The organism is Shinella lacus, from assembly GCF_010994755.1.
Taxonomy (GTDB): domain Bacteria; phylum Pseudomonadota; class Alphaproteobacteria; order Rhizobiales; family Rhizobiaceae; genus Shinella; species Shinella lacus.
The window spans coordinates 105,587-130,431 of the sequence record NZ_WHSB02000006.1 but is presented as its reverse complement, the minus strand read 5'-3'; the positions used below and the strand labels follow the sequence as shown (position 1 = coordinate 130,431).

The following is a 24,845-nucleotide window of genomic DNA, read 5'->3' as shown; positions in this document are numbered from 1 at the left end:
GCCTTACGCCGCGCGGCGAAAACCGATCTCGCGCAGTGCCGCCGCATCGCGGGCCGAGACGTCCGGATAGTCCGGATCGGCGCCAACATCCGTGGTGATGCGCCAGGAGCGCGCGCACTTCCTGCCCTCGGCAAGCTGCGGCTCGACGGAGACCTTGGCGACGTCCTGAAGACGGAAGGCATTGGCCGGGCCTTCGCCGGCAACCAGCGTGATGGCCGAGGTGATGCAGATTTCCGCAAAGTCCTGGCCTTCGAGGGCTGCAAGCAGCTCCGGATCGTCGATGTGCACGACCGGGGCAGCCTCCAGTGAGGCGCCGATGCGCTTCTCGCGGCGTTCGATCTCCAGCGCGCCGGTGACCACCGAGCGCACGGCGCGGATCTTCTCCCACTTGGCTTCCAGCGCATCGTTGCGCCATTCGGCCGGCACCACCGGGAACTGTTCCAGATGCACCGAAACGGCGTCCGGCTTCAGTGACAGCCAGGCTTCCTCCGTGGTGAAGGGCAGCATGGGGGCGAGCCAGGTGACGAGGCACTCGAACAGCTTGCGGATGACCGCGAGCGAGGCGCGGCGCTTCAGCGAGGACGGGGCGTCGCAGTAGAGCGCATCCTTGCGGACGTCGAAGTAGAAGGCCGAGAGTTCGACATTCGAGAAGTCGATGAGCGAACGGGCGATCTTCTTGAAATCGAACGCGTCGTAGCCTTCGCGCACGACGGCGTCGAGCTCGGAGAGCCGGTGCAGCATGAGCTTTTCGAGCTCCGGCATGTCGGCATAGGCGATCTCCTCGCCCGTGTCGTGCGCCAGTGTGCCCAGCATCCAGCGCACCGTGTTGCGGAGCTTCCGGTAGGCGTCGATGTTGGTCTGGATGATCGTCTTGCCGAGGCGCTGATCTTCCCAGTAGTCGGTCGTCATGACCCAGAGGCGCAGGATATCGGCGCCCGATTCCTTCATCACGTCCTGCGGCGAGACGACGTTGCCCTTGGACTTCGACATCTTCTCGCCCTTCTCGTCCATGGTGAAACCATGGGTGATGACGGCGTTATAGGGCGCGCGGCCACGGGTCGCCGCCGATTCCAGCAGCGAGGAGTGGAACCAGCCGCGATGCTGGTCGGAGCCTTCCAGATAGACGTCGGCCGGCCATTTCAGGTCGGGGCGGTCTTCCAGCGTGAAGGTGTGCGTCGAGCCCGAGTCGAACCAGACGTCGAGGATGTCCATGACCTGCGTCCACTTGGCCGGGTCGTGGTCGTTGCCGAGGAAACGCTCCTTGGCGCCTTCGGCAAACCACGCGTCGGCGCCTTCCTGCTCGAAGGCTTCGAGGATGCGGGCATTGACGGCCTCGTCGATCAGCACTTCGCCCTTCTCGTCGGCGAAGACGGCGATCGGGACGCCCCAGGCGCGCTGGCGCGACAGCACCCAGTCCGGGCGGCCTTCGATCATGGCGCGCAGGCGGTTCTGGCCGGCGGCGGGCACGAAGCGGGTCTCGTCGATGGCGTTCAGCGAACGCGAGCGCAGCGTCGTGCCGTCGCCGAGTTCCTTGTCCATGTAGACGAACCATTGCGGCGTGTTGCGGAAGATGACCGGCTTCTTGGAGCGCCAGGAATGCGGATAGGAATGCTTGATGCGGCCGCGGGCAAACAGGTTGCTGGCGGCGATCAGCGCCTTGATGACGCGCTCGTTGGCGTCGCCCTTCTTGCCGTTGTCGTCCATGACGCGCGCGCCGTCGAAGCCGGGGGCGTCGGCGGTGTAGAAGCCGGCGTCGTCGACGGTGAACGGGATTTTCGACGAGATGCCGCGGGCTTCGAGCGCGCGGGCCGCTGCCGTCCAGGCGTCAAAGTCCTCGCGACCGTGACCGGGTGCGGTGTGCACGAAGCCGGTGCCGGCGTCGTCGGTGACGTGGTCGCCATCAAGCAGCGGCACCTTGAAGTCGTAACCGAGCGAGGCCAGCGGATGGGCGCAGACGACCGCCTCCAGCTCTTCCGGCGCGATATCGCGGAGGAACTTGAAGGTGAGCTTTGCCTTGGCCGCCGATTCATCGGCAAGACGGGTGGCGAAGATCAGCTTTTCGCCCGGCTGCGGACCGAAATCGTTCTGCGCGCTTTCCACCTCGTAGAGGCCGTAGGGATAGCGCGACGAGAAGGCGATGCCGCGGTTGCCGGGGATCGTCCAGGGCGTGGTGGTCCAGATGACGACGGAAGCACCCTCAAGATCAGCAACCTCTTTCATTACTGGCATCAGCTGGTCAGATTCCAGGGGGCCGGCATGGGTTGCTACGTGATGTTTCCACTCGACAATCGGGAACTTTACCCAGATCGCATCGCTCTCGACATCGGCATATTCGACTTCGGCTTCGGCCAGTGCCGTGCGCTCGACAACCGACCACATGACGGGCTTGGAGCCGCGGTAGAGCTGGCCGCTCTTGGCGATCTTCAGCAGTTCGCCGGCGATGCGGGCTTCCGCGTGGAAGTTCATCGTCGTGTAGGGGTTGTCGAAGTCGCCCTCGATGCCGAGGCGCTTGAACTCTTCCGCCTGGATCTTGATCCAGCCGGCGGCGAAGTCGCGGCATTCCTGGCGGAATTCGTTGACCGGGACCTCGTCCTTGTTCTTGCCCTTCTCGCGGTACTTTTCCTCGATCTTCCATTCGATCGGAAGGCCGTGGCAGTCCCAGCCGGGCACGTAGTTGGAGTCAAAGCCGCGCATCTGGAAGGAGCGGGTGATGACGTCCTTGAGGATCTTGTTCAGCGCGTGGCCGATATGGATGTTGCCGTTGGCATAGGGCGGGCCATCGTGCAGCACGAATTTCTCGCGGCCGGCGGCGGAGGCGCGCAGCTTTTTGTAGAGACCCATCTGCTGCCAGCGGGCCACCGTTTCCGGCTCCTTCGTCGGCAGGCCGGCGCGCATCGGGAAATCCGTCTGCGGCAGGTAGAGGGTGGACGAATAATCGACTTTTTCGGGCGTATCGGTCATGGATATGGCTATCGTCTTTTTTTCGCGCGCGTTTGCGCATGCGGGGATATTGTCAGGCTCCGACGGCGGGGGCGCTTTTCGAAAACGCCCAAAATCCCGGACCTTCCGGCCTCGCTCAGAGCGCGCGGAAGGCCGGGCCACTAATTCGCAGATCGATGGTCAGCCGGTTGAGCATCATGCGCGCGGTATTACGGCCTTTTCGCCATTTTGAAAAGACGCCAGAGTCGTTTGTTCCTAGAAACAGATGCGCTGGTCGATCGGCCCCAGCGGCGTGACGCCGGAAAGCAGCGCGCGCGCCTCCTCCTCGTCGCGCTTCATCTGGATGACGAGCGGGTCGAGGCCGTCGAATTTCAGCTCGTCGCGCAGGTGGCCGAAGAAGGAGACGGCGGAGACTTCGCCGTAGAGATCGCCGGAGAAATCGAACAGGAAGGTTTCGAGCAGCGGCACGCCGTTCGAGGTGACCGTCGGGCGGCGGCCGTAGCTGGCGACGCCGTCGTGCAGGCTGCCATCGGGACGGCGGAAGCGCACGGCATAGATGCCGTTGCGCAGTTCCACTTCCGGGGGGAGCTGCATGTTGGCGGTCGGGTAGCCGAGCGTGCGGCCGAGCTTCTTGCCGTCGATGACCTCCGCCTCGACCGTATAGCGGTAGCCAAGCTGGCCGGCCGCTTCCACGACGGCGCCCTCGCCAAGCAGGGCGCGGGTGAAGCTCGACGAGATGACCGAGGCGTTCTCGTCGCGGAAGGCATCGACCAGCGTCACGCCGAAACCGTTGTCCTGGCCGGCGGCCATCAGGAAGGCCGGGCCGCCTTCCCTGCCCTTGCCGAAGTGGAAATCGAAGCCGGTGACGACCTCGGAGGCGTGCAGCCACTCGATCAGCACCGAGCGGATGAAATCATGCGCCGACATTTCGGAAAAGCCGCGGTCGAACGGGTATTCGATGACCGCGGAAAAACCCATGCCTTCGAGGATGCGCGCCTTCAGCGGCGCCGGCGTCAGGCGGAAGACCGGGCGCTCGGGGCGGAAGACGGTGCGGGGATGCGGCTCGAAGGTCAGCACGAGGGCCGGGATGCCGCGGTCGCTCGCAAGGTCGAGCGCGCGTTGCAGCACGGCCTGGTGGCCGCGGTGCACGCCGTCGAAATTGCCGATGGCGATGACGCCGCCGCGCAGGTGTTCCGGCAGCGGCTGCTTTGTCTCGTTCCTGTGAAATACCGTCATGACGACCGTCTCCGTCACTGCAGCCGGGGCATCCACCATTTGGGGTGGGAACGTTCGCGCGTCAGGAAAGCCGCGAGCTTCGCCTCGTCGGTGCGGCCCGCTTCGACATATTCCTGCGCATGGATGCCGCCGGAAATATAGAGCACATCGAGGCCAAAGGCTTCCGCGCCGCGCACATCCGTCGGCATGCCGTCGCCGACCGCGATCACGCGCGACAGGTCGAAGTCGCCGCGCACGTCCTTCGCCTCGGCGATCGATTTCTCATAGATCGGCCGGTGCGGTTTGCCGGCGATCAGGCTCGTGCAGCCGAGCTCCTCGTAGAATTTCGCGAGCGCCCCGGCACATTGGATGAGCCGGTGGCCGCGCTCGACGACGAGGTCCGGATTGGCACAGATGAAGGGCAGCTTTTTCGCGGCGAGGCTTTCCAGCTCCTCGCGATAGTCCTCGACGGTTTCCGTCTCGTCGCTGCGCAGGCCCGCACAGACCACGATGCCGGCCTCGTCGATGCCGACAGTCTCGACGCCGAGGCCGTCGAGCAGCGGCAGGTCCTTTTCGGCGCCGATGAAATAGACCTTCTTCGGGCCTTCGGCGATCAGCGCGCGGGTGACGTCGCCGGAGGTGACGATACGGTCGTAGGAATCGTCGGCGACGCCGAGGCCGCGGATCTGCACCTTGACGCCAGGATGGGGGCGCGGCGAATTGGTGATGAGCACGACGGTAAGGCCGGCGGCGCGGGCGGCGGCGAGCGCTTCCGAGGCATAGGAGAAGGCTTCCACGCCATTGTGCAGGACGCCCCAGACGTCGCAGAGCACCACGTCATATTGCGAAGCGATGTCGCGGAAAGATTGGATGCGTTCAGCCATCAGGTAGTCCTGTTCGAAATCGAGCCCGGCTGACATTGCAAAGCGAGGCCAAGAAAACAAGCCTCTCCACACAATTTTGCCCCATCAACAGGCAAACTGCCGGAAATTCATGGCCCTGACTTGATGGCGTGCGATTTCACTCCCATCTGCCGGCTGCGGTAACCATCCGGGGCAAAATAATTTCCGGGCGTCGTCCTTGACTCGAAAAGCGCCGGCGCCTATCTCCGGGCCGCTAGCACTCCTAACCAGTGAGTGCTAACATCCATCCATCGGGTCCATACCGGGATCCGCAATGTCATTCGATCGAGGGATAAGACAATGGCAAGCACCACCTTCCGCCCGCTTCACGATCGCGTCGTCGTACGTCGCGTCGAATCCGAAGCCAAGACCAAGGGCGGCATCATCATTCCGGACACCGCCAAGGAAAAGCCGCAGGAAGGCGAAATCGTCGCCGTCGGTTCCGGCGCCCGTGACGATTCCGGCAAGGTCGTTCCGCTGGACGTCAAGGCTGGCGACCGCGTTCTGTTCGGCAAGTGGTCGGGCACCGAAGTCAAGCTCGACGGCGAAGACCTTCTGATCATGAAGGAAGCCGACATCATGGGCATCATCGGCTGATCTAGCCGTTCATCCCCTTCCGAAATTCGCTGATACCTCTTTCAGGAGTTCACACAATGGCAGCCAAAGAAGTCAAGTTCGGCCGCACCGCGCGCGAAAAGATGCTGCGCGGCGTCGACATTCTCGCAGACGCAGTCAAGGTAACGCTCGGCCCGAAGGGTCGTAACGTTGTTATCGACAAGTCCTTCGGCGCACCGCGCATCACCAAGGACGGCGTTTCCGTCGCCAAGGAAATCGAACTGGAAGACAAGTTCGAGAACATGGGCGCCCAACTCGTTCGCGAAGTCGCTTCCAAGACCAACGACATCGCCGGCGACGGCACGACGACGGCAACCGTTCTTGCCCAGGCCATCGTTCGCGAAGGCAACAAGGCTGTTGCAGCCGGCATGAACCCGATGGACCTGAAGCGCGGCATCGATCTCGCCGTTGCTGAAGTCGTCAAGGATCTCCAGGCCAAGGCCAAGAAGATCAACACCTCGGAAGAAGTCGCCCAGGTCGGCACGATCTCCGCAAACGGCGACAAGCAGGTCGGTCTCGACATTGCCGAAGCCATGCAGAAGGTTGGCAACGAAGGCGTCATCACGGTTGAAGAAGCCAAGACCGCCGAAACCGAACTCGAAGTCGTCGAAGGCATGCAGTTCGACCGCGGCTACCTGTCGCCCTACTTCGTGACCAACCCGGAAAAGATGGTCGCCGACCTCGAAGACGCTTTCATTCTCCTGCACGAGAAGAAGCTCTCGAACCTCCAGGCGATGCTCCCGGTTCTCGAAGCCGTCGTCCAGACCGGCAAGCCGCTCGTCATCATCGCTGAAGACGTCGAAGGCGAAGCCCTTGCTACGCTCGTCGTCAACAAGCTGCGTGGCGGCCTCAAGATCGCTGCCGTCAAGGCTCCGGGCTTCGGCGACCGCCGCAAGGCCATGCTCGAAGACATCGCCATCCTGTCGGGCGGCACCGTGATCTCCGAGGACCTCGGCATCAAGCTCGAAAACGTCACGCTCGACATGCTCGGCCGTGCGAAGAAGGTCTCGATCACCAAGGAAAACACGACGATCGTCGACGGTGCCGGCCAGAAGTCGGAAATCGAAGGCCGCGTCGCGCAGATCAAGGCCCAGATCGAAGAAACCACCTCCGATTACGACCGCGAGAAGCTGCAGGAACGCCTTGCCAAGCTCGCTGGCGGCGTTGCCGTGATCCGCGTCGGCGGCTCGACGGAAGTCGAAGTCAAGGAAAAGAAGGACCGCATCGACGACGCCCTCAACGCGACGCGCGCTGCCGTTCAGGAAGGCATCGTACCGGGCGGCGGCGTTGCCCTGCTGCGCTCCTCCGTCAAGATCACCTCCAAGGGTGAGAACGACGACCAGGAAGCCGGCATCAACATCGTTCGCAAGGCGCTGCAGTCCCTCGTTCGCCAGATCGCGGAAAACGCTGGTGACGAAGCTTCGATCGTTGTCGGCAAGATCCTCGACAAGAACGAAGACAACTACGGCTACAACGCCCAGACGGGCGAATACGGCGACCTGATCGCACTCGGCATCGTCGACCCGGTCAAGGTTGTCCGCACGGCTCTGCAGAACGCAGCTTCGGTTGCTTCGCTGCTGATCACGACGGAAGCCATGATCGCCGAACTGCCGAAGAAGGATGCACCGGGCGGCATGCCTGGCGGCATGGGCGGCATGGGCGGCATGGACATGATGTGATAGGCGCAAGCCTTCACATCTGAGCCAGCTGGTTCAGTTCGGAAAGGGCGGTCTTCGGGCCGCCCTTTTTGTTTTTCGGGCAAAGGGACGCATTTCAAAGAGGTTCACCGGACTGCATCGTTTCCGTGAAAAGAATTTTTCCGTTTGTACAATAATTCTCAAAAAGCCGTTGCTGGCATCAAAAAACCAATTATAAAGACGCCCCAAGTGAACTGTAAGATTCACCCGGGGTACAGGTGCTGGTTTTGGACAGGAACATGTCGATAAACCGCGCAGCCAGTTCTCCCTGAAATATATTGATAGAACCGCCGGAAGACTTGAAAGAAGGGTCAGCGGCGGTTTTCACGCGTACGTCCGATCCGATACGCATAGCAGGATCCGGACGAAGTTCAGTACATGGGAAAGTGGTTCGGCGGACTTCGAGGGTTGTCGCCGGCGCTCTCTTTTAACGTGTCGCGTGCCCGAAACGGGGCGTGACATGTCGGCCAAATTCGAGCAACTGCCTGAGGTCGTAGGTGTTCAAGATAATCAAGACTGATCTCTCGTCGCCCTTTCTTCCGGGCTCGATGGGGTTCGACGAGACGGACAACGAACTGCTGACGCAATATTGCGTGACGGAGCGCTGGACCGGCGATCTTTCCAACGGCCTCTTCACGCTTGGCGACAAGGCGATGCAGGCGCATGGCCTGCCGCAGCGCGCCTGCGGGCTGTTGAACCTCATCCGCTGCTACGAGCCGCTCGACCGCACGCGCGTGCTCGAACTCTTCGAGCAGGCGGCCTCCTCATCCTCGTCCTTCTGCTTCTCAACGACCATTCACCTCGACGGCGCGCCGCGCCAGCCGGTGTTCTGCGTTGGGGAATCGACGGGCCTGGAGGAGAAATACGCCGGCACGATCATCGGCGTCTTCATCTTCCCCCGCTTCCAGATCGACCTCGCCGGCCGCCGCTTCAAGCGGCAATAGGCCGCTTCAGGCGGCCTTGCTGGCCTCGACGCTGGTACGGATGCTTTCCACCGGCATCGGGCGACCCAGGAAATAGCCCTGCGCCTCGTCGCAACCCTCGTCGAGCAGGATGGCAAGCTGGTTGCTCGTCTCCACGCCCTCCGCCAGGACCGGCACGCGCAGCGTCTGGCCGAGCGCCAGGATGGCGCGGATGATGGCCTTGGCCTCCGGGCTTGCCTCCACCTCGCTCATGAAGCTGCGGTCAAGCTTGATCTTGTCGAAGGGGAAGGCGCGCAGCGTTTCCAGCGACGAATAGCCGGTGCCGAAATCGTCGATGGCGATGGTGACGCCGAAGGCCTTGATGCGGCGCAGCGTCTGGAGCGCCCGCTCCTTGTCGGCGATGATGGTCGATTCGGTGATTTCGAGCTCCAGCCGGCGGGGGTTGAGGCCCGTTTCCAGGAGCACCCGGTGCACGAGGTCCGCGACATCGGCATTTCCAAGCTGGATCGGCGACAGGTTGACGGCGATCTTGTGGTCGTTGTTCCATGTTGCAGCCTCGCGGCATGCCTCGCGCAGAACCCATTCACCGATCGGCAGGATGGCGCCGCACTCCTCGGCAATCGGGATGAAATCGCCCGGAGGGATCTTGCCGCGCAGCGGATGGTGCCAGCGCAGCAGCACCTCGTAGCCGATCGTCTCGCCGGAGGTAACAGCTTTCTGGACCTGGTAGTGCAGTTGCAGTTCTTTGCGCTCCACGGCCTGCCAGAGGTCGTTGGCGATGAGGCGGCGGCTGCGGGCGGCCTCGTCCATCGAGACCTCGTAGAAGCAGACCGTCTGGGTCAGCGCATCCTTGGCGCGGTACATGGCAAGGTCGGCATTGTTGATGAGCGCTTCGACCGTGTCGGCATCCTGCGGGTAGATCGCGACGCCAAGGCTGGCGCCCGGCTTGATATCGTAGCCGTCGATGCGGATCTCCGCGTTAAGGCAGTTCTCCAGACGCTGGATGAAGTCGGTGAGGTCAGCCACGTCCGAAAAACGCTTGGCGGCGGCGAATTCGTCCCCGCCGAAGCGGGCGACCGTCTCGTCGGCCTCCAGGCAGGCCTGCATGCGCTTCGACAGCGTGGTGAGCACTTCGTCGCCCGCCGCGTGACCGCGCGTGTCGTTGATTTCCTTGAACTTGTCGAGGTCGATGCCGATTGCTGCGACCTTGCCGCCGGAGAGGCGGGCGGCATCGAGGTCGGCTTCGAGACGGTTGTTGAAGCTCGCACGGTTCGGCAGGCCGGTCAGTCCATCGTGGCGGGCGAGGAAGGAGATCTGCTCCTCGGAGCGCAGGCGCTCGGAAATATCCTCATAGGTCGCAACCCAGGCGCCGTCAGGCAGCGTGCGGTAGCGTAGTTGCACCGAGGTGCCGTTCGGTAGCTTCTCGACCATCGCGCCGCCGTCGTTCGCGAGAATCGCAGCGCGGCGACGCGCATAGACGTCCCGTGCCTTCGCCTGGCGCACATCCGGATCGGAAAACAGGTGGGTGACGCCCTGGTCGACGATCTCGCGCAGCGTCATGCCGGGCTGGATGCGGCCTTCCGGGAAGCCGAAGATCTCGCTGTAGCGCTTGTTGGCGATGAGCAGGCGTTCGTCCTTGTCGAACAGGCAGAGGCCCTGCGACATGTTTTCGAGCGCGAGGTCGAGGTTCTTCGTCACGGCAGCGAGCCGGTCGGCGTCGGCCTTTTCCTTCGTGACGTCCTTGGTAATCTTGGCGTAGCCGACGAGTACGCCGCCGGCATCGTAAATCGGATCGATGACGACATTCGCCCAGAAGCGGCCGCCGTCCTTCTTGTAGCGCCAGCCCTCGCTCTCGTATTTGCCTTCCGCGCGCGCAAGCGCCAGCGCGCGCTCGGGCAGGCCGGCCGCGCGGTCCTCCTCGCTGTAGAAATGCGAGAAGTGCTGACCGACGATCTCATGGGCCTTGTAGCCCTTGCTGCGCTCGGCGCCCGCGTTCCAGTTGGCGACCCGGCCTTCCGGGTCGAGCATGTAGATGGCGTAATCCTTGACGCCCTGCACGAGCATGGCGAACTGGCGTGTGCTCTCGCTGGCGGCAAGCTCCGACTGCCTGGCGAAGACGGCGGCCGTCAGCCCTGCGAAGAGCAACGAGAAGGCGACGACGGCAATCAGCGGCACCATCAGGCTGGTGGAGATCAGCGTGTCGTCGCTGACCGGCATCAGGCCCGGCTCGATCATCACGGCCGCCATTGCGGTGAAATGGAGCGAGACGACGCCGAGCGCCATCAGCACGGTGGCAAGGGCGCGACCCCGTGCGCCAAGCTGCGGGCGCATGCAGACATCGAGCGCCAGCATGCCGAAGAGACCGGCGCAGACGACGGAGGCCGCTACATAGACATTGTCCCAGACGATGCGGCCCGGAAGCTCCAGCGCCGACATGCCGATATAGTGCATGGAGGTGATGCCCGCGCCGAGCAGCAGGCCGCCCGCCACGACCGCGCTGCGACCGGGAACGTAGCTTGCGAGCGCCAGCCCGATCGTCGTGACGACGATCGCGACGGCCAGCGACAGCAGCGTCGGCTCCATGTCGAAGCCCATGGCGACGCCGGGATCGTAGGCCAGCATGGCGATGAAGTGGGTGGCCCAGATGCCGAAGCCGCTCGATGTGCCGGCGGCACCGAGCCAGAGGCCGCGCGCCTTCCCGTCGGAGACCTGTGCCCTTTGCGTCAGCGAGACCGCGACATAGCAGGACAGGAAGCATATGAACGCCGCGAGCAGCACGAGGCGGAGGTCGTGCTCGACGGCAATGCAGGTCAGGATACGAAGCATGAAGGGGCACCGGAGTGGGAGCGAAGTGGCCCCACTCAGCCGGAGAACCCTAAAAAATCAGTGAATTCAGAAAGCTTAACGCCGAACCGCTATATTTCGCATCAGTTCATACTTAACAAAGATCAAAACAGTACAACTGTTTCATTCAGCGACGAAAATGCAGCTCAACCTTCGGGCTATACACCTTTCAGAGCGTCAGGGCCTTGAGGTCCGTCGCTGGGTCCTCCAGTGCTTCCCGCGCGGGCGTGCGGCCCATCTCGATCAGCTTCTTGCCGACCACATAGGCCTTTGCATCGTTGACCGCGTCCACCGCGATCAGCCGGCCTTCGCGGAAATACCAGACGGAGACGCTGCCTTCGCGCTGTCCGGGGCGCACGAACGTATCGTCGAAGCCCATGCAGAAGCCGGCGATCTGCAATTTCACGTCATACTGGTCGGACCAGAACCAGGGTTTCGGCTCATAGGGCGCATCGCCGCCGGCGATGACGGCAGCCGCCGCTTCCGCCTGGTCGACGGCATTCTGTACGGATTCCAGCCGCACGCGATTACCCTCGAAGGGCAGAACGGCACAGTCGCCCATGGCGAAGACCGCGGGATCGGACGTGCGGGCATGGGCATCGACAACGATGCCGTTAGTGACCTCAAGACCCGCATCGCGCGCGAGCCCATCATTCGCCGCCACGCCGATGCCGGCGATCACCACGTCGACCGGCAGCACGAAGCCGTCGGAGAGTTCCGCGCCGGTGACGCGGCCATTCTCTCCCAAGAGGCTCACGAGGCCGGTCTTTTCGCGCACGTCAACGCCGCGCGCAGTGTGGATGGCCTTGAGGATGGTGGCAGTGGCGGGCGAAGCGACGCGGGCGAGAATGCGGTCGGCCATTTCGATGACAGTGACGTGCAGCCCCCTGCCCCGCGCGACGGCCGCGGCCTCCAGACCGATATAACCGCCGCCGACGACGAGCGCGCGGCGGCCTTCCTGCATTTCGACGCCAAGGCGGTCGGCATCGCGGTAGTCACGCACCGTGAACACGCCGTCGAGGTCGCCGCCGATCTCGGCCGGCAGGCGGCGCGGCGTCGCACCGGTTGCGAGTGCCAGATAGGCATAGTGCAATGTCGAGCCGTCGCTGAGCGTCACGCTCTTGGCCGAACGGTCGATGGCGGTGACCTCGGTCGACAGGCGGATGTCAACATTGTTGTCCGCATACCAGCTTTCCGGGCGGAACTTCAGGCGTTCGAGATCGGCCTCGCCGAGCAGGTATTTTTTCGAGAGCGGCGGTCGTTGGTAGGGGTGGCTCGCCTCGGCGGCGATGATCGTGATCGGCCGTTCGTCCTTCAATGCGCGCAATTTGGCAACGAGGGCAAATGCGGCCTGACCGCCACCCACAACAACCAGTCTTCCCGTCACGATGTTTCCCCGTCTTTGGTTTTACCGACAGGTAGCGCGCTCCGGCGGGCGGCGTCAACTCGTCGCCGCGCCGCCGGATTTTTCGTTTGCGTCAGGCTTTTGCCGGAATATCGAAGCCCTTCTGGGCCGCCGGGCGGGCCGAGGCGCGCTCCACCCAGTCCACGACGGACGGGAAGCTCGCATAGTCGAGCGCCTCGCGGCCGCCATAGAAAATATCCGCGCCGCGCACCCACGGATAGGTCGTGATGTCGGCGATGGTATATTCATCGCCCATGATCCACGGACGATCTTTCAGCCGGTCCTCCAGCACCGAGAGCAGGCGCTTCGATTCGTCCCGGTAACGCTCCGTCGGATAGGAATTGTTGGCGACCTTGTCGGCGGCGAATTTGTAGAAATGGCCGAATTGGCCGAGCATAGGCCCGACGCCGCTCATCTGGAACATCACCCAGCTCAGCGTCTCGTAGCGCAACGCCGGATCGGCGGGGATGAGTTTTCCCGTCTTTTCCGCGAGGTACACGAGGATGGCGCCCGATTCGAAAAGGCCGATCGGCTTGCCGCCGGGGCCGTTCGGATCGATGATCGCCGGGATGCGGCCGTTCGGGTTGAGCGAGATGAATTCCGGCGACTTCACGCCATCAGGCCCGAACTCGATGCGGTGCGGCTCATAGGCGAGGCCGAGTTCTTCCAGCGCGATCGACACCTTCACGCCATTCGGCGTCGGCAGCGAATAGAGCTGGATGATATCGGGGTTCTTGGCGGGCCACTTTTTGGTGATGGGGAAGGACGACAGATCTGCCATGGAGGACTCCTTGCGATGGGAGCTTTTAGATAGGACACTCAAACAGGGTTTGTGAGGGTCGGGCCGAAACATTTCAACGGGAAAACGGAGGGCGCATGACGATCTTTCAGGGCATCAATGTCGTTTCCGTTTCCGTGACCGACCTTGACGCGGCCCGCAACTTCTATCGCGATACGCTAGGGCTCGGAGAGCCATCCTTCGACCTGCCGGATGCCGGGTGGATCGAATTCTCGACCGGCGCTGCGAGCGGCAATCTTTCGCTCACTCTGGCTGAAGAGGGCTGGCAGCCCGGCTTCGGCACGACCATCGTCTTGAATGTCGCGGATTGCCGGGTGGCGGTGGAGGTCTTGCGGAGCCGAGGCGTACGGTGTGACGATGCGCAGGATTTTCCCGGCTTCGTCACCTTTGCAAGCTTCTACGATCCGTTCGGCAATCGGCTGCAAATGTGCAGCCCGGCGCCGTGAAGCTCACAGCGCCTTGCGCACCGCCTCGATGATTTCCGCCACCACCGCATTGCCCTCGTGCTCCGGCTTGCGGGCGCGCACGAGGCAGGCTTCGGACTTCAGGATCACGCCATCCGAGAGGATCTTCAGGTGGTTGGCGTGGAGCGTCGAGCCGGTGGAGGTAATGTCGACGATGATATCGGCGGAGCCGGAAGCCGGCGCGCCTTCCGTGGCACCAAGGCTTTCGACAATGCGGTAGAGCTGGATGCCGTGGTTGCCGGAGAAGAACTGCTGGGTCAGCCGCCAGTATTTCGTGGCGATGGTGAGCCTGCGGCGGTGGCGGGCGCGGAAATCCGCGGCGACATCGCCGAGATCGGCCATGGTATCGACATCGAGCCAGATTTCCGGCACGGCGACCACGACATCCGCATGGCCGAAACCGAGGCGGGCGCAGAATTCGACGCGGGCATCCGCCTCCGCCAGTCCCTCGCGCACGAGGTCCTCGCCGGTCACGCCGAAGTCGACGGTGCCGTTGGCGATCTCGCGGGAGATTTCGGAGGCCGACAGGAAGGCGATTTCGATATCGTCGCGCCCCTCGACGCGGCCGCGATAGGAGCGATCGTTGCCGACGGCGACGACGGAAAAGCCGGCGCGGGCGAGCACGGCGGAGGAATCCTCCTTCATACGGCCCTTGGAGGGCAGGCCGATGGTGATAGTCATGCGGCGGCTCCCTTCACGCTCGCGATCCGGTCGAGCCAGAGCGAGAAGCCGACCGCCGGAATGCGCTCCTTCGCGCCGAGCAGCGTCAGCAGCCGGTCGAAACGGCCGCCGCCGGCGAGCACCAGCGCGTCGCCGTCCGGCGTGATCTCGAAGACGAGGCCGGTGTAATAATCAAGCGGGCGGCCGAAGGCGGCGCGATAGGTGATATCAGCCGGGTCGACGCCGATATCGCGCAGGGCCGCCACGCGGCTTTCGAAACGGGCCAGTGCCTCGCCGAGCGAAAGGCCGGCCTTTTGCGCGAAGGCGGCGAGTGCCTGGGGCGCTTCCGCAAGGCTGAGTTCGAGGGCCAGGAACTCCTTGAGCAGCGCCAGCGTGCGGTGGTCGAGCCGCGTGTTGGCGAGTTCCATTTTTTCGCGCAGCCGCCTTGCGATATCGGCGGGGCTGCGGCTGGCATTGGTGGAATAGCCGGTCGCTTCCATGGTCTGGTCGATATGGGCGACCAGCGTCGCCTCGTCGTCGAGTTTTCCCAGAATGGCGAGGCGCTCGACCTCAGGGCCGAAGACGCCGGAGGGGGCGGGATCGGACAGATCGGCCATCAGCTTCTGCAATTGCGCCTGGTTGCCGAAGGCATGCACCAGCCGCTTCTGCCAGCCGGCCGGCAGGCCGCAGGCGGCAACGACCGCCTCAAACACCGACTGGTCGCCGAGCACGACCGAAAGGCCGACGCCCGGCAGGCGGTTCTTCAGCACGGAAAGCGCATCGCAGACCGCGCGCGCATCGGCGCGGGCGACATCCTGTTCGCCGAGGTCTTCGATGCCCGCCTGGTAGAACTCGTTCGAGCCCTCGCGGCGCTGGCGGAAGACCTCACCGAGATAGGCGTAGCGCTTCGGCGTGCCGGTCGCCGTCTCGATGTGGCGCAGGCAGACGGGAATGGTGAATTCGGGGCGCAGGCACAGGCTCTTGCCCGTCTCGCTCTCCGTCATGAAGATGCGCCGCCGCAGATCCTCGCCCGCCATGTCGAGGAAGGGTTCTGCCGGCTGGATGACCGGCGTATCGACGCGCTCCGTGTGGAGGTTTTCCAGATCGGCGATGAGGTCGGGCGCGAAGGCGGGCAGGTTGATCAGGGGCATGGCAGTCGCTCCGGCCGCGGGGATGCATACCCCCCTCTGTCCTGCCGGCGGCAAGACCCCCTCATCCCACCCTTCGGGCCACCTTCTCCCCACTGGGGAGAAGGGGAAACGAGAAGTCCGCGATCCTCCCCTTCTCCCCAGCGGGGAGAAGGTGCCGGTAGGCGGATGAGGGGGTCTTGCAGCACTATACCCATCGCCGTCAGCCAGCCCGTGCCCGGTCTTCGGCCTGCGCTTCGAGGATTTCGCGGACCTTTGCGACGAGTTCGGCTTCCGGCACGGAAACCTGCGCCACGCGGGCCTCGCGCCAGGAGGTGTTGTCCTCGATCTCGCCGGAAAGGCGCTTGCCCTCGATGAGGTCCTTGATCTGCACGAGGCCTTCGGCGCGCTCGTCGCCGCCCTGGATGATGGCGACGGGGGCGCCGCGGCGGTCGGCATATTTCAGCTGGTTGCCGAACTTCTTCCAGTTACCCTGGTACATTTCGGCGCGAATACCGGCCTTGCGCAGTTCCTGCGTGAAGCGCTGATAGCGACCCATGCTCTCGATATCGCCGTCCATGACGGTGACGAGCACGGGGGCGACCACTTCGTTCTGGCCGAGCTTGCCGAGGTTCTTCAGCGCCGTCATCAGGCGCGAGACGCCGATGGAAAAGCCCGTCGCCGGCACCGGCTGGCCCATGAAGCGCGAGACGAGACCATCATACCGCCCGCCACCGCCGACCGAACCGAAGACGACCTTTTCGCCCTTCTCGTTGGTGACGGCGAACTGCAACTCGGCTTCGAAGACGGGGCCGGTGTAATATTCGAGGCCGCGAACGACGGACGTATCTATTAATATTTGACTGTCGTCGTAACCACCGCTTCTGCAAAGAGAGCGGATTTGCTTCAATTCCTGAACGCCAGCCTGCACTATTTCGCTGTCTACAAAAGCCTCTTCGAGCTTCTGCAGCCGCAGCGCACCGACAGAGAGCGCATTCGCAGCATCATTGCCGGCCCCACTGATTGCAAAGAGCAGAAGAACTCTTTCGATTTGCTCCGCACTGAGCCCTGCGCCCTTCGTGAAGTCGCCAGACTCGTCCTTGCGGCCAGCACCAAGCAGCGATGTTACCCCCTCGGTCCCGAATTTGTCGAATTTGTCGATGGCACGCAGCACGTTGAGGCGGGCGCCCGCCTTGTCCTCGCCGCCAAGCCCGATCGCTTCCAGCACGCCGTCCAGAACCTTGCGGTTGTTCACCCGGATGACGTAGTCGCCGCGGGCGATGCCGAGGGCTTCCATCGTGTCGGCCATCATCATGCACATTTCGGCATCCGCCTGCACGCCGGCAGCGCCCACCGTGTCGGCGTCGAACTGCATGAACTGGCGGAAGCGGCCCGGGCCGGGCTTCTCGTTGCGGAAGACGTAGCCGGCGCGATAGGTGCGGTAGGGGAGCTGGATCTCGTTGAAGTTTTCCGCGACATGGCGGGCGAGCGGCGCCGTCAGGTCGTAGCGCAGGCTCATCCACTGCTCGTCGTCGTCCTGCAGCGAGAAGACGCCCTCGTTCGGGCGGTCGGCATCCGGCAGGAACTTTCCGAGCGCGTCGGTATATTCGAAAAGCGGCGTTTCCACCGGATCGAAGCCGTAATGCTCGTAGACCTCGCGGATCTTCGCGGTCATCTCGTTGACGGCGCGGATATCCGCGGCATCACGATCGACGAAGCCGCGCGGCAGGCGGGCTTTCAGCTTCTGCGGTTTTTTCTGCTTTTCGCTCATCGGGATACCCGAAATTCCTGTATTTCCGTTGCGGTTTCCCTAGCGGATTGGACGGGCAGCGGCAAGGGCGAGATCACGGCCGATATAAGCGCGGCCCAGTATCAGGGCCGGAGCAGCAGCGTATCCCAGCTGTGCACGATGACGGCGGAAGCGGTCGGGGCTTCCGTGGCGGGAATGAGCACCGAATGGGTATCGCCGCGGATGATGCCGCGCATCTCCGACTGGAAGGAGAGCCGCTTCATCTGCACGGTGCCGTCCGGGATCGACGTCGTCGATAGCGCGGTGCCGCCGTAGATCTGGATGCTGGCGATCTCGCGGGCATAGAGGCTTGCGACGAGCGCCTTGTCTTCCAGGCAATCGCGATAATGGCCGGTGAGGTAGCCGCGGATGCTGGTGCCGACGACGGCGCGCATTTCCGGGCTCTCGCGATATTCCTGCTGCGAGCCGCCGAGATAGCGGATGTCGCGGCCTTCCCAGAGATTGCGGCTATCGCGCGCGGTCAGGATCGCCTTCAGCAGGCGCCGTTCGGTCTGCGCATCGGCGCGGCGCAGGAAATCGACGATGGCGCCGGTGGCGCGCAGGTCGGGTGCCGCGACGCCGCGCTCCCAGCGCGAGACGGTGGTGGGGGAAAAGCCGAGTTTCCAGGCGATGTCGTCCTGCGTCAGCCCGACCTTGAGGCGGTAGGCCCGGAGCTGGTCGACGAGGTCATGACCGGTGGTGAGGACGAAATGGGGCAAATTCAACCCTGCGGAGTGAGAAAATTCAGTTCCACGCCCTGTGGTCGAGTAAACGACCAGTTGCCTCGCTTTCAGCCGCCCTCGATGTCGGCTACCTTTGAGCTCAGCTAACCTTGGGTAGCTGTACTTGGATAAGCGGGAACGTAAACCCGTACTTTTACCGATTGGCGACAGCCGAAAATGGCTGATAATTTACGCGCCGCGACCGTGCCGGGCAGGGTTGGTCGAACGCTCTCGGACACCACCGAATGGCATTGAAATCGACAATGACATCCAACCGTCTCGCCACCGTGGCGCAGTTCATCGGTATCGATCCGCGCGAGTTGGAAAATCTCTTCGTCTGCGAGGAATGGAGCGCGGAACTGGCGACGGGCCTCGTGTGGCTGGGGCCGCAGGCGGCAAGCCTGCACGGCACGGCCAGCACGCCCTGCGGCATCATGGACCTCATCCACCTCTACGACCCGGCCGACTGGCAGAAGGTGTTGCAGGCGCTGGAGGATGCGGCGACCTCCTCCACCACCTTCAGCTTCTCCACGACCATCCGGCCGGGGCCGGGCCTGCATCGGCCGGTCTTCTGTTTCGGCCAGTCGGAGACGATCGACGGCTCCGACGGCACGATCCACGGCACCTTCGCCATCGCCCGCGTCTGCATGGAGACGGTGCCGGATCGGCGCGGCAGGCTGAACTGACCCTTTTCTTTTCCGCTGCAAGCGCCTATCTCTCGGAGCATGAGACAGATCCTGTTCGTCTTCGCCATTCTGGGCGCCGTTCTTTCCGGCTGGGTGCCGGTGGTCGCGGCGACGCTGAATGCCGGGCAAACGGCCGGCATGCATGCGATGCACCAGATGGCCGGAGACGACGGCGGCAGCGAGCACGGCAAGGCGAAACCCGCCGCCCATCCGCTTGCCTGTTCCGCCTGTTTCGCGATCGAGGCCGCGCGGCTGGAACCGATGAACCGCACGCTCGACATTTCGGGCCGCGTCTCCGCCGCCACGCCGCAGCTTGCCGGCCTGGCGCTTCCCCCGCTCGATCCGCCTCCCCGGGCCTGAACGACGCTTGAGTGAACAACCGGGTGCCTAGCACCCGGCCATCAACCGTTTTCAGAACTGGAAAAGACAATGAACGCAAAAACCCTGTTTTTCGGCGCAGCGCTGGCGCTCGCCTTCACCCTGCCCGCCTTCGCCCAGGAGGTCGACCATTCCGCCCATCAGGCCATGACGATGAGCGGCCCCAAGGGCGACCAGAGCGCGCCCAGCAAGGCTTTCGTCGAGGCCAATGCGAAAATGCATGCGGGCATGGACATCGAGTTCACCGGCAATGCCGATGTGGACTTCGTGCGCGGCATGATCGCCCATCACCAGGGCGCCATCGACATGGCGAAGATCGAGCTGGAATATGGCAAGGATGAAGGGATGCGACAGGTCGCGGAAGACATCATCACCGCCCAGGAAGGCGAGATCAAGATGATGCAGGAGTGGCTGACGCAGAACGCCCAGTAATCAACGCCAAGTAAAGAAGCAAAACAGGAGGCCCGCCGGCTGCCCGGCGGGCCTTCCAAATGCCTATTCGCCGGCCGGCTGTGCCCGGTGGGCCGCCGAGGCCTCGACCAGCGAGGCCGCGATGACGCGGGCCATCAGGAGGCTCGTTTCGCGAATTTCGGTGTTGCTGCCGTTGCGGGCCGACCGGATGAGGCGAAAACCTTCCCGGAGCATGATCTCCTGGGCCTTGTCGCAGGCCCAGACCTCAAGTGGAGATTCATCGAATGCAGGTGCGTTTGGCGTCATGTTTCCCCTCATGCCAAATCATTCAGCACAAAGCGGCACGCCGCGACTACCCCCGCGCACGTCGACCCCAGACTACCGATGTATGATTTTGCCGCTTTATAATAAGCTACATGATTCGTTGTAGAATCAAAGATATATTTGTGACGGCAATACCGGAATTATGGCCTTTCAAGGCCTTTCCTCTCCGCTTCCACTTCAGCGCGGCAGAAACATCCCTCGATATGGTCGTTGACGAGGCCCATCGCCTGCATGAAGGCGTAGACCGTCGTCGGGCCGACGAAAGTCCAGCCGCGTTTCTTCAGGTCCTTCGACAGGCGCACGGAGGTGGGCGTCGTCGGGTTGGCGGCGATCGTCTCCCAGTCCACCAGCGCCGGCCGCTCCTCCGGCCCCGGCTCGAAACTCCAGAAATAGCGGGCGAGCGTGCCGAACTCGTCGCGCAGCGCCTGCGCGCGCCGCGCATTGTTGATCGTCGAGACGATCTTGCCGCGGTGGCGCACGATGCCGGGATCGGCAAGGCAGCGGGCGATATCGTCCTCGCCGAACGCCGCGACCTTGTCGAAATCGAAGCCGGCAAAGGCGGCGCGGAAGGCCTCGCGCTTGCGCAGGATGGTGAGCCAGGAGAGACCCGACTGAAAGCCTTCGAGGCAGATCTTCTCAAAGAGGCGCAGATCGCTTACGACCGGATGCCCCCATTCGCCGTCATGGTAGCGGCGATAGTCCTCCAGATTGCCGTGCCACGCACAGCGCACGCGCCCGTCGTCGCCTTCCACAAGTCCCCGTGCCGTCATTGCCGTCTCCGTTTCCTTTTTGTTCCGGTTTACCACTCATCAACCACATTTGGAAAGCCGGCAATAACCCTACTCAAAGCTTTATCGGCATCGTGCATATTGAATGAACGGCCGTTTACCATTCGCTTCATCGGACAGTGCAAGCATTCTTTCCGAACCGGCGCCGCATCCTTCAATCGTGGCGGCGCATCCCGGCGACGATCAGTAGCGAGTACGTCCGATGTTGATACGAACCCTTCTTGCAGCGACCCTTTTGTGCACCACGACGGTGGCGCAGGCGAACGACCGGTACATGAGCCGCCCGCCGGTCGTCATCAGCCCCGATCTCACCGCGCCCTGGGTGATGCAGCTCACCGGCGAAGGCGTGCAGCCCGCCGTCAACACGCGCCGCATCCTCCAGCGCCAGAAGGTGCAGCAGCGCCGCGTCATCCGCCGTGATGGCGCCGCCCGCGTCGAGCAGGCTTCGGTAACGACGCATGCGAAGAACCCGATCAAGTCGAAGTTCGACCCGATGTACCTGCCGCAGGTCGTCTCCTACGAGAGCGAGCACAGGGCAGGCACCATCGTCATCGATACCAACAACCGCTTCCTCTACCTCGTGATGGGCGACGGCAAGGCGCGGCGTTACGGCGTCGGCGTCGGCAAGCCGGGCTTCGAATGGGCGGGCGCCCACACGATCACCCGCAAGGCGGAATGGCCGAGCTGGACGCCGCCGAAGGAAATGGTCGCCCGCGAGGCGGAAAAGGGCCACTACCTGCCGGCCTTCATGGAAGGCGGCCCGGAAAACCCGCTCGGCTCGCGCGCCATGTATCTCGGCTCGACGCTCTACCGCATTCACGGCACCAACGCGCCCTGGACGATCGGTTATGCGGTCTCGTCCGGCTGCATCCGCATGCGCAACGAGGACGTCGTCGACCTCTACGAGCGCGTGAATGTCGGCACCAAGGTCATCGTGATCTGAGGCGAGCCGCCGTAAAGACAGACGCCGATCGAGCATCTCCGGTCGCCCCGCGGCCGGAGATCTTTGCTTTTATGGCAACACTTCGTGCAACAACCCGAAGAAATCCGCCTTCACAATCGTCTTACTGCGCGTGGGCTGGCTTGAATTCGGTCAGGACTCGGCTAGCCTCTCGGAATTGAGGATTGAGAGGGAATACACCATGCGGAAATACGCATCGATCTTGCTGGCGGCCGCCGTCGCGGCCACGGCGATCATGCCGGCCACCTCGGCGGGCGCCTTCCCTGCCGCCCGTCAAGGCGGCCAGGTCGAGACCACGTCGGACGTCACGCTCGTACAACAGTACCAGAGCAAGAAGCAGGTCGCGGCGAAGTTCAAGCGCACCAAGGTGCGCTTCGTCACCGACCAGGCGCGCGGCACCGTGATCGTCGATACCAACAACAAGTTCCTCTACTATGTCGAGGGCAACAACAAGGCGACGCGCTACGGCATCGGCGTCGGCCGCGACGGCTTCGGCTGGTCGGGCGTGGTGAAGGTCGGCCGCAAGGCCGAATGGCCGAGCTGGACCCCGCCGGCCGAAATGCGCCGCCGCGAGGCCAAGAAGGGCCGCATCCTGCCCGTCACCCAGGCCGGCGGCGAGGACAACCCGCTCGGCGCACGCGCGCTCTACCTCTTCAAGGGCGGCCGCGACACGATCTTCCGCATCCACGGCACGAACCAGCCCTGGACGATCGGCCAGAACATGTCGTCGGGCTGCATCCGCATGATGAACAAGGACGTCGAGCATCTCTATGCCCGCGCCGACATCGGCACCAAGGTCATCGTCGTCGGCCCCGGCAACCGCCAGGGCAGCGTCAGCTACAACGACCGCGGCGTCGATTTCTTCGGCAACCTGTTCGGCTTCGGCGGCTGATCTGGCCACCCCGATTGAATACCTCGATGCCGGCCTCGCGCCGGCATCGTCGTTTCAGCCGACCGAGCAGGAAACCTTGCCGGTGCGCTCGACGCTATCGGCGTCCGCCCGGTTGAGGATCAGCTTGTAATCGCCGTCATAGGTGGTCTCATCGTCCGTCATCTTCGTCCTGACGATGATATCGACCGAGCCGAACGGTAGGTCGCCTTCGGTTTCCGCGTGCAGGAGAAGGCGGAGCTCTCCATCGTAGAGCCAGTCGTGCGCCAGATGCGACGGCGTGAGCGTCACCCGCTCCAGCCCCTTGGGCGCAAGCTTCTTCGGCAGTTCGAAAGCGCCGCGAAAATTCAGGAGGCCGCCGCCGATGCTGTAGCTGAAACCGGCTTCCGCATCGAGCGTGAGGTTCTTGTCCTTCACCGCGCAGCTGAAGCCGCCGGTGGCGAAGGCGGGCGAGGACAGGGCCGCAAGGGCGGCGAGCGAAAGCAGGAAGCGGCGCATGGCGATCTCCGGACGGGTTTGCACGCTGCTGCTCTAGCTGTTTGCCTGACGTTCGGCTGTTTCGCGCGTGACAGGATCAGGAAAGCACGGCCGGCTTTTTCCCGCCATAGGCCCAGTCAAGCAATTCCACCGTGTGCAGGATCGGGATCGGCGTGCCGGTCGCGATCTGCGTGATGCAGCCGATATTGCCGGTGGCGATGAGATCGGCCTTCGTCGCCTCGATGTTCTTCACCTTGCGCGCCTTCAGCTTGGCGGAGATTTCCGACTGGAGGATGTTGTAGGTGCCGGCCGAGCCGCAGCAGAGGTGCCCCTCGGCCGGATCGCGCACCACAAAGCCGGCCTTCTTCAGCAGCGTCTTCGGCGCCATGGTGATCTTCTGGCCGTGCTGCATGGAGCAGGCGGAATGATAGGCGACGGTCAGCCCCCGCGCCTCCTGCTGCGGCAAGTCGAGGGTCGACAGATATTCCGTGACGTCCTTGGCAAGTGCAGAGACACGCGCGGCCTTGTCCGCATAGGCGGGGTCGAGGCGCAGCATGAAACCGTAGTCCTTGATCGTCGTGCCGCAGCCGGACGCCGTGATGATGATGGCGTCGAGCCCGCCCTTCTCGACCTCGCCGAGCCAGACGTCGACATTGCGCCGCGCGGCTTCCAGCGCCTGCGCCTCGCGGCCCATATGGTGGACGAGCGAGCCGCAGCATACCTCACCCGCCGGCGCCACGACCTCGACGCCGAGGCGGGTCAGCAGCCGGATCGTCGCCTCGTTGATCTCGGGCTTCAGCACCGGCTGGGCGCAGCCCGACAGGATCGCCACCCGGCCACGGCGCGCACCTGCCGCGAGATGCGTACCGGGCTTGGCGCTGTCGGAGGCTTTCGGCAGGGTGCGTGGCGCCAGTTCCAGCATGGCGGCGAAGGGTTCCAGCACCTTGACGCGCTTGAGGAGGCCCGCGAAAGGCCGGCCGAGGGCCGCGGCCTTCAGCGCCAGGCGGAAACGGCCCGGATAGGGCAGCACGGCGGCGAGGACGTTGCGCGTCAGGCGGTTCCAGAACGGCCGCTTGTAGGTCTCCTCGATATGCACGCGCGCGTGATCGACGAGATGCATGTAGTCGACGCCGGAGGGACAGGTGGTGGTGCAGGCGAGGCAGGAGAGGCAACGGTCGATATGGGTCACCACCTCGGCATCCGCCGGCCGGCCGTTTTCCAGCATGTCCTTGATGAGGTAGATGCGGCCGCGCGGGCTATCGAGTTCGTTGCCGAGCGTCACATAGGTCGGACAGGTGGCGGTGCAGAAGCCGCAATGCACGCATTTGCGCAGGATCTTTTCCGATGTCGCGACATGCGGATCGGCCAGCTGCTCGGCGGTGAAATTGGTCTGCACGGCAATACTCCCTAGCGCAGCATGCCGTTCTTGCGGGCTGCGATGATGTAGTTCTTCTCGGCTTCGGTGACGTGAGCGGCCGCCAGCGCCTGTTGTCCGGCCGGCGTGATCGTCAGCACGTTGTCGCGCCGCAGGGTATTGGCGGGCATGTAGCTGCCGTGGCGCGCCAGCTTGAGATAACCCTTCCTGATCAGGACGCGCATATCCGGCGTCAAAGGCGGCATCCCTCGCGCGCCGACGGTCACTGACGGGCCGGTGTCGCCGCACAGCCACCAGAGCAGCGCCATCTGGCGCCGCGCCGCGCCGAGCACGGCGAACGGCGCAGCCGGAAGATTTCCCCAAGCGGCCTTGTCCTCGCGCGCCTGCCGGACGCGCTCCTTCCATGTCCGCCTCTGCTGCCGCGCAATCGAATCGCCTGCCAGCCGTCCCATCC

The 24,845-nt window shown here is 63.8% G+C and carries 24 protein-coding genes; 9 read left to right on the top strand and 15 right to left on the bottom strand.

The annotated features are described in order from the left end of the window. Positions 1 to 3: 3 nt before the first annotated feature. From ileS to GB927_RS17570, 3 genes are all read right to left on the bottom strand, one after another. The gene (ileS, locus tag GB927_RS17580; RefSeq protein WP_256118496.1) at positions 4 to 2,961 is read right to left on the bottom strand and encodes an isoleucine--tRNA ligase; all 2,958 of its coding nucleotides are present in this window, start codon (positions 2,959 to 2,961) and stop codon (positions 4 to 6) included. Positions 2,962 to 3,195: 234 nt separating this feature from the next. After that, complete coding sequence (locus tag GB927_RS17575; RefSeq protein WP_256118495.1) at positions 3,196 to 4,176, bottom strand: bifunctional riboflavin kinase/FAD synthetase; 981 nt, start codon at positions 4,174 to 4,176, stop codon at positions 3,196 to 3,198. 14 nt (positions 4,177 to 4,190) lie between these two features. Continuing rightward, complete coding sequence (locus tag GB927_RS17570; protein ID WP_256118494.1) at positions 4,191 to 5,039, bottom strand: TIGR01459 family HAD-type hydrolase; 849 nt, start codon at positions 5,037 to 5,039, stop codon at positions 4,191 to 4,193. 318 nt (positions 5,040 to 5,357) lie between these two features. Between GB927_RS17570 and groES the strand changes: the two genes are divergently transcribed. The 3 genes from groES to GB927_RS17555 all read left to right on the top strand — a co-directional run bounded on the left by groES (position 5,358) and on the right by GB927_RS17555 (position 8,313). Further along, on the top strand, positions 5,358 to 5,654 hold the full coding sequence (gene groES / locus GB927_RS17565) for a co-chaperone GroES (protein WP_256118493.1): 297 nt from the start codon (positions 5,358 to 5,360) through the stop codon (positions 5,652 to 5,654). 56 nt (positions 5,655 to 5,710) lie between these two features. Continuing rightward, positions 5,711 to 7,351 carry a chaperonin GroEL gene (groL, locus tag GB927_RS17560; RefSeq protein WP_256118492.1) on the top strand — a complete coding sequence of 547 codons (1,641 nt, stop codon included), beginning with the start codon at positions 5,711 to 5,713 and terminating at the stop codon, positions 7,349 to 7,351. 515 nt (positions 7,352 to 7,866) lie between these two features. Beyond that, on the top strand, positions 7,867 to 8,313 hold the full coding sequence (locus GB927_RS17555; RefSeq protein ID WP_256118491.1) for a hypothetical protein: 447 nt from the start codon (positions 7,867 to 7,869) through the stop codon (positions 8,311 to 8,313). 6 nt (positions 8,314 to 8,319) lie between these two features. Here the strand turns inward: GB927_RS17555 and GB927_RS17550 are convergent, their stop codons facing one another. From GB927_RS17550 to GB927_RS17540, 3 genes are all read right to left on the bottom strand, one after another. After that, complete coding sequence (locus tag GB927_RS17550; RefSeq protein WP_256118490.1) at positions 8,320 to 11,118, bottom strand: bifunctional diguanylate cyclase/phosphodiesterase; 2,799 nt, start codon at positions 11,116 to 11,118, stop codon at positions 8,320 to 8,322. Between the two features lie 187 nt (positions 11,119 to 11,305). Further along, a complete protein-coding gene (locus GB927_RS17545; protein WP_256118489.1) occupies positions 11,306 to 12,523 on the bottom strand; it encodes an NAD(P)/FAD-dependent oxidoreductase in 1,218 nt (405 codons plus the stop codon). Positions 12,524 to 12,614: 91 nt separating this feature from the next. Beyond that, positions 12,615 to 13,322, bottom strand: coding sequence for a glutathione binding-like protein (locus tag GB927_RS17540; protein WP_256118488.1), 708 nt, complete (start codon positions 13,320 to 13,322; stop codon positions 12,615 to 12,617). Between the two features lie 95 nt (positions 13,323 to 13,417). Between GB927_RS17540 and GB927_RS17535 the strand changes: the two genes are divergently transcribed. After that, positions 13,418 to 13,786 (top strand): VOC family protein, encoded by a 369-nt coding sequence (locus GB927_RS17535; protein WP_256118487.1) that lies wholly within the window; start codon positions 13,418 to 13,420, stop codon positions 13,784 to 13,786. A gap of 3 nt (positions 13,787 to 13,789) precedes the next feature. On the opposite strand, the gene hisG is transcribed toward GB927_RS17535, so the two are convergent. The 4 genes from hisG to GB927_RS17515 form a co-directional block, all read right to left on the bottom strand. Beyond that, entirely contained in the window at positions 13,790 to 14,485 is a 696-nt protein-coding gene (hisG, locus tag GB927_RS17530; protein WP_256118486.1) for an ATP phosphoribosyltransferase, read from the bottom strand. After that, complete coding sequence (locus GB927_RS17525) at positions 14,482 to 15,615, bottom strand: ATP phosphoribosyltransferase regulatory subunit (protein WP_256118485.1); 1,134 nt, start codon at positions 15,613 to 15,615, stop codon at positions 14,482 to 14,484. The genes hisG and GB927_RS17525 overlap by 4 nt, the downstream gene beginning before the upstream one ends. Before the next feature lie 199 nt (positions 15,616 to 15,814). Further along, entirely contained in the window at positions 15,815 to 17,362 is a 1,548-nt protein-coding gene (gene hisS / locus GB927_RS17520) for a histidine--tRNA ligase (RefSeq protein ID WP_256118484.1), read from the bottom strand. A gap of 101 nt (positions 17,363 to 17,463) precedes the next feature. Next, on the bottom strand, positions 17,464 to 18,099 hold the full coding sequence (locus GB927_RS17515; RefSeq protein ID WP_256118483.1) for a helix-turn-helix domain-containing protein: 636 nt from the start codon (positions 18,097 to 18,099) through the stop codon (positions 17,464 to 17,466). A 266-nt stretch (positions 18,100 to 18,365) separates the two neighbouring features. Here GB927_RS17515 and GB927_RS17510 point away from each other — a divergent pair, with 266 nt between their 5' ends. From GB927_RS17510 to copM, 3 genes are all read left to right on the top strand, one after another. After that, positions 18,366 to 18,788, top strand: a complete 423-nt coding sequence (locus GB927_RS17510; protein WP_256118482.1) for a hypothetical protein — start codon at positions 18,366 to 18,368, stop codon at positions 18,786 to 18,788. Positions 18,789 to 18,827: 39 nt separating this feature from the next. After that, complete coding sequence (locus GB927_RS17505) at positions 18,828 to 19,148, top strand: hypothetical protein (protein WP_256118481.1); 321 nt, start codon at positions 18,828 to 18,830, stop codon at positions 19,146 to 19,148. Between the two features lie 69 nt (positions 19,149 to 19,217). Then, complete coding sequence (gene copM, locus GB927_RS17500) at positions 19,218 to 19,598, top strand: CopM family metallochaperone (protein WP_256118480.1); 381 nt, start codon at positions 19,218 to 19,220, stop codon at positions 19,596 to 19,598. A 63-nt stretch (positions 19,599 to 19,661) separates the two neighbouring features. On the opposite strand, the gene GB927_RS17495 is transcribed toward copM, so the two are convergent. Together GB927_RS17495 and GB927_RS17490 are read right to left on the bottom strand one after the other, a co-directional pair. Next, a complete protein-coding gene (locus tag GB927_RS17495; RefSeq protein WP_256118479.1) occupies positions 19,662 to 19,883 on the bottom strand; it encodes a hypothetical protein in 222 nt (73 codons plus the stop codon). 158 nt (positions 19,884 to 20,041) lie between these two features. Beyond that, positions 20,042 to 20,671, bottom strand: coding sequence for a DNA-3-methyladenine glycosylase I (locus GB927_RS17490; RefSeq protein ID WP_256118478.1), 630 nt, complete (start codon positions 20,669 to 20,671; stop codon positions 20,042 to 20,044). Between the two features lie 220 nt (positions 20,672 to 20,891). Between GB927_RS17490 and GB927_RS17485 the strand changes: the two genes are divergently transcribed. Both GB927_RS17485 and GB927_RS17480 read left to right on the top strand, forming a co-directional pair. Next, positions 20,892 to 21,632, top strand: coding sequence for a L,D-transpeptidase (locus GB927_RS17485; RefSeq protein ID WP_256118477.1), 741 nt, complete (start codon positions 20,892 to 20,894; stop codon positions 21,630 to 21,632). Positions 21,633 to 21,831: 199 nt separating this feature from the next. After that, on the top strand, positions 21,832 to 22,542 hold the full coding sequence (locus GB927_RS17480) for a L,D-transpeptidase (RefSeq protein ID WP_256118476.1): 711 nt from the start codon (positions 21,832 to 21,834) through the stop codon (positions 22,540 to 22,542). A gap of 54 nt (positions 22,543 to 22,596) precedes the next feature. Here the strand turns inward: GB927_RS17480 and GB927_RS17475 are convergent, their stop codons facing one another. The 3 genes from GB927_RS17475 to GB927_RS17465 are packed head-to-tail and all read right to left on the bottom strand — an operon-like array spanning position 22,597 to position 24,843. Continuing rightward, complete coding sequence (locus GB927_RS17475; protein ID WP_256118475.1) at positions 22,597 to 23,061, bottom strand: hypothetical protein; 465 nt, start codon at positions 23,059 to 23,061, stop codon at positions 22,597 to 22,599. A gap of 52 nt (positions 23,062 to 23,113) precedes the next feature. After that, positions 23,114 to 24,412 (bottom strand): glycolate oxidase subunit GlcF, encoded by a 1,299-nt coding sequence (glcF, locus tag GB927_RS17470; protein WP_256118474.1) that lies wholly within the window; start codon positions 24,410 to 24,412, stop codon positions 23,114 to 23,116. An 11-nt stretch (positions 24,413 to 24,423) separates the two neighbouring features. Beyond that, positions 24,424 to 24,843: a hypothetical protein gene (locus GB927_RS17465; RefSeq protein ID WP_256118473.1), complete on the bottom strand. Its 420-nt coding sequence runs from the start codon at positions 24,841 to 24,843 to the stop codon at positions 24,424 to 24,426. Positions 24,844 to 24,845: the final 2 nt, after the last annotated feature.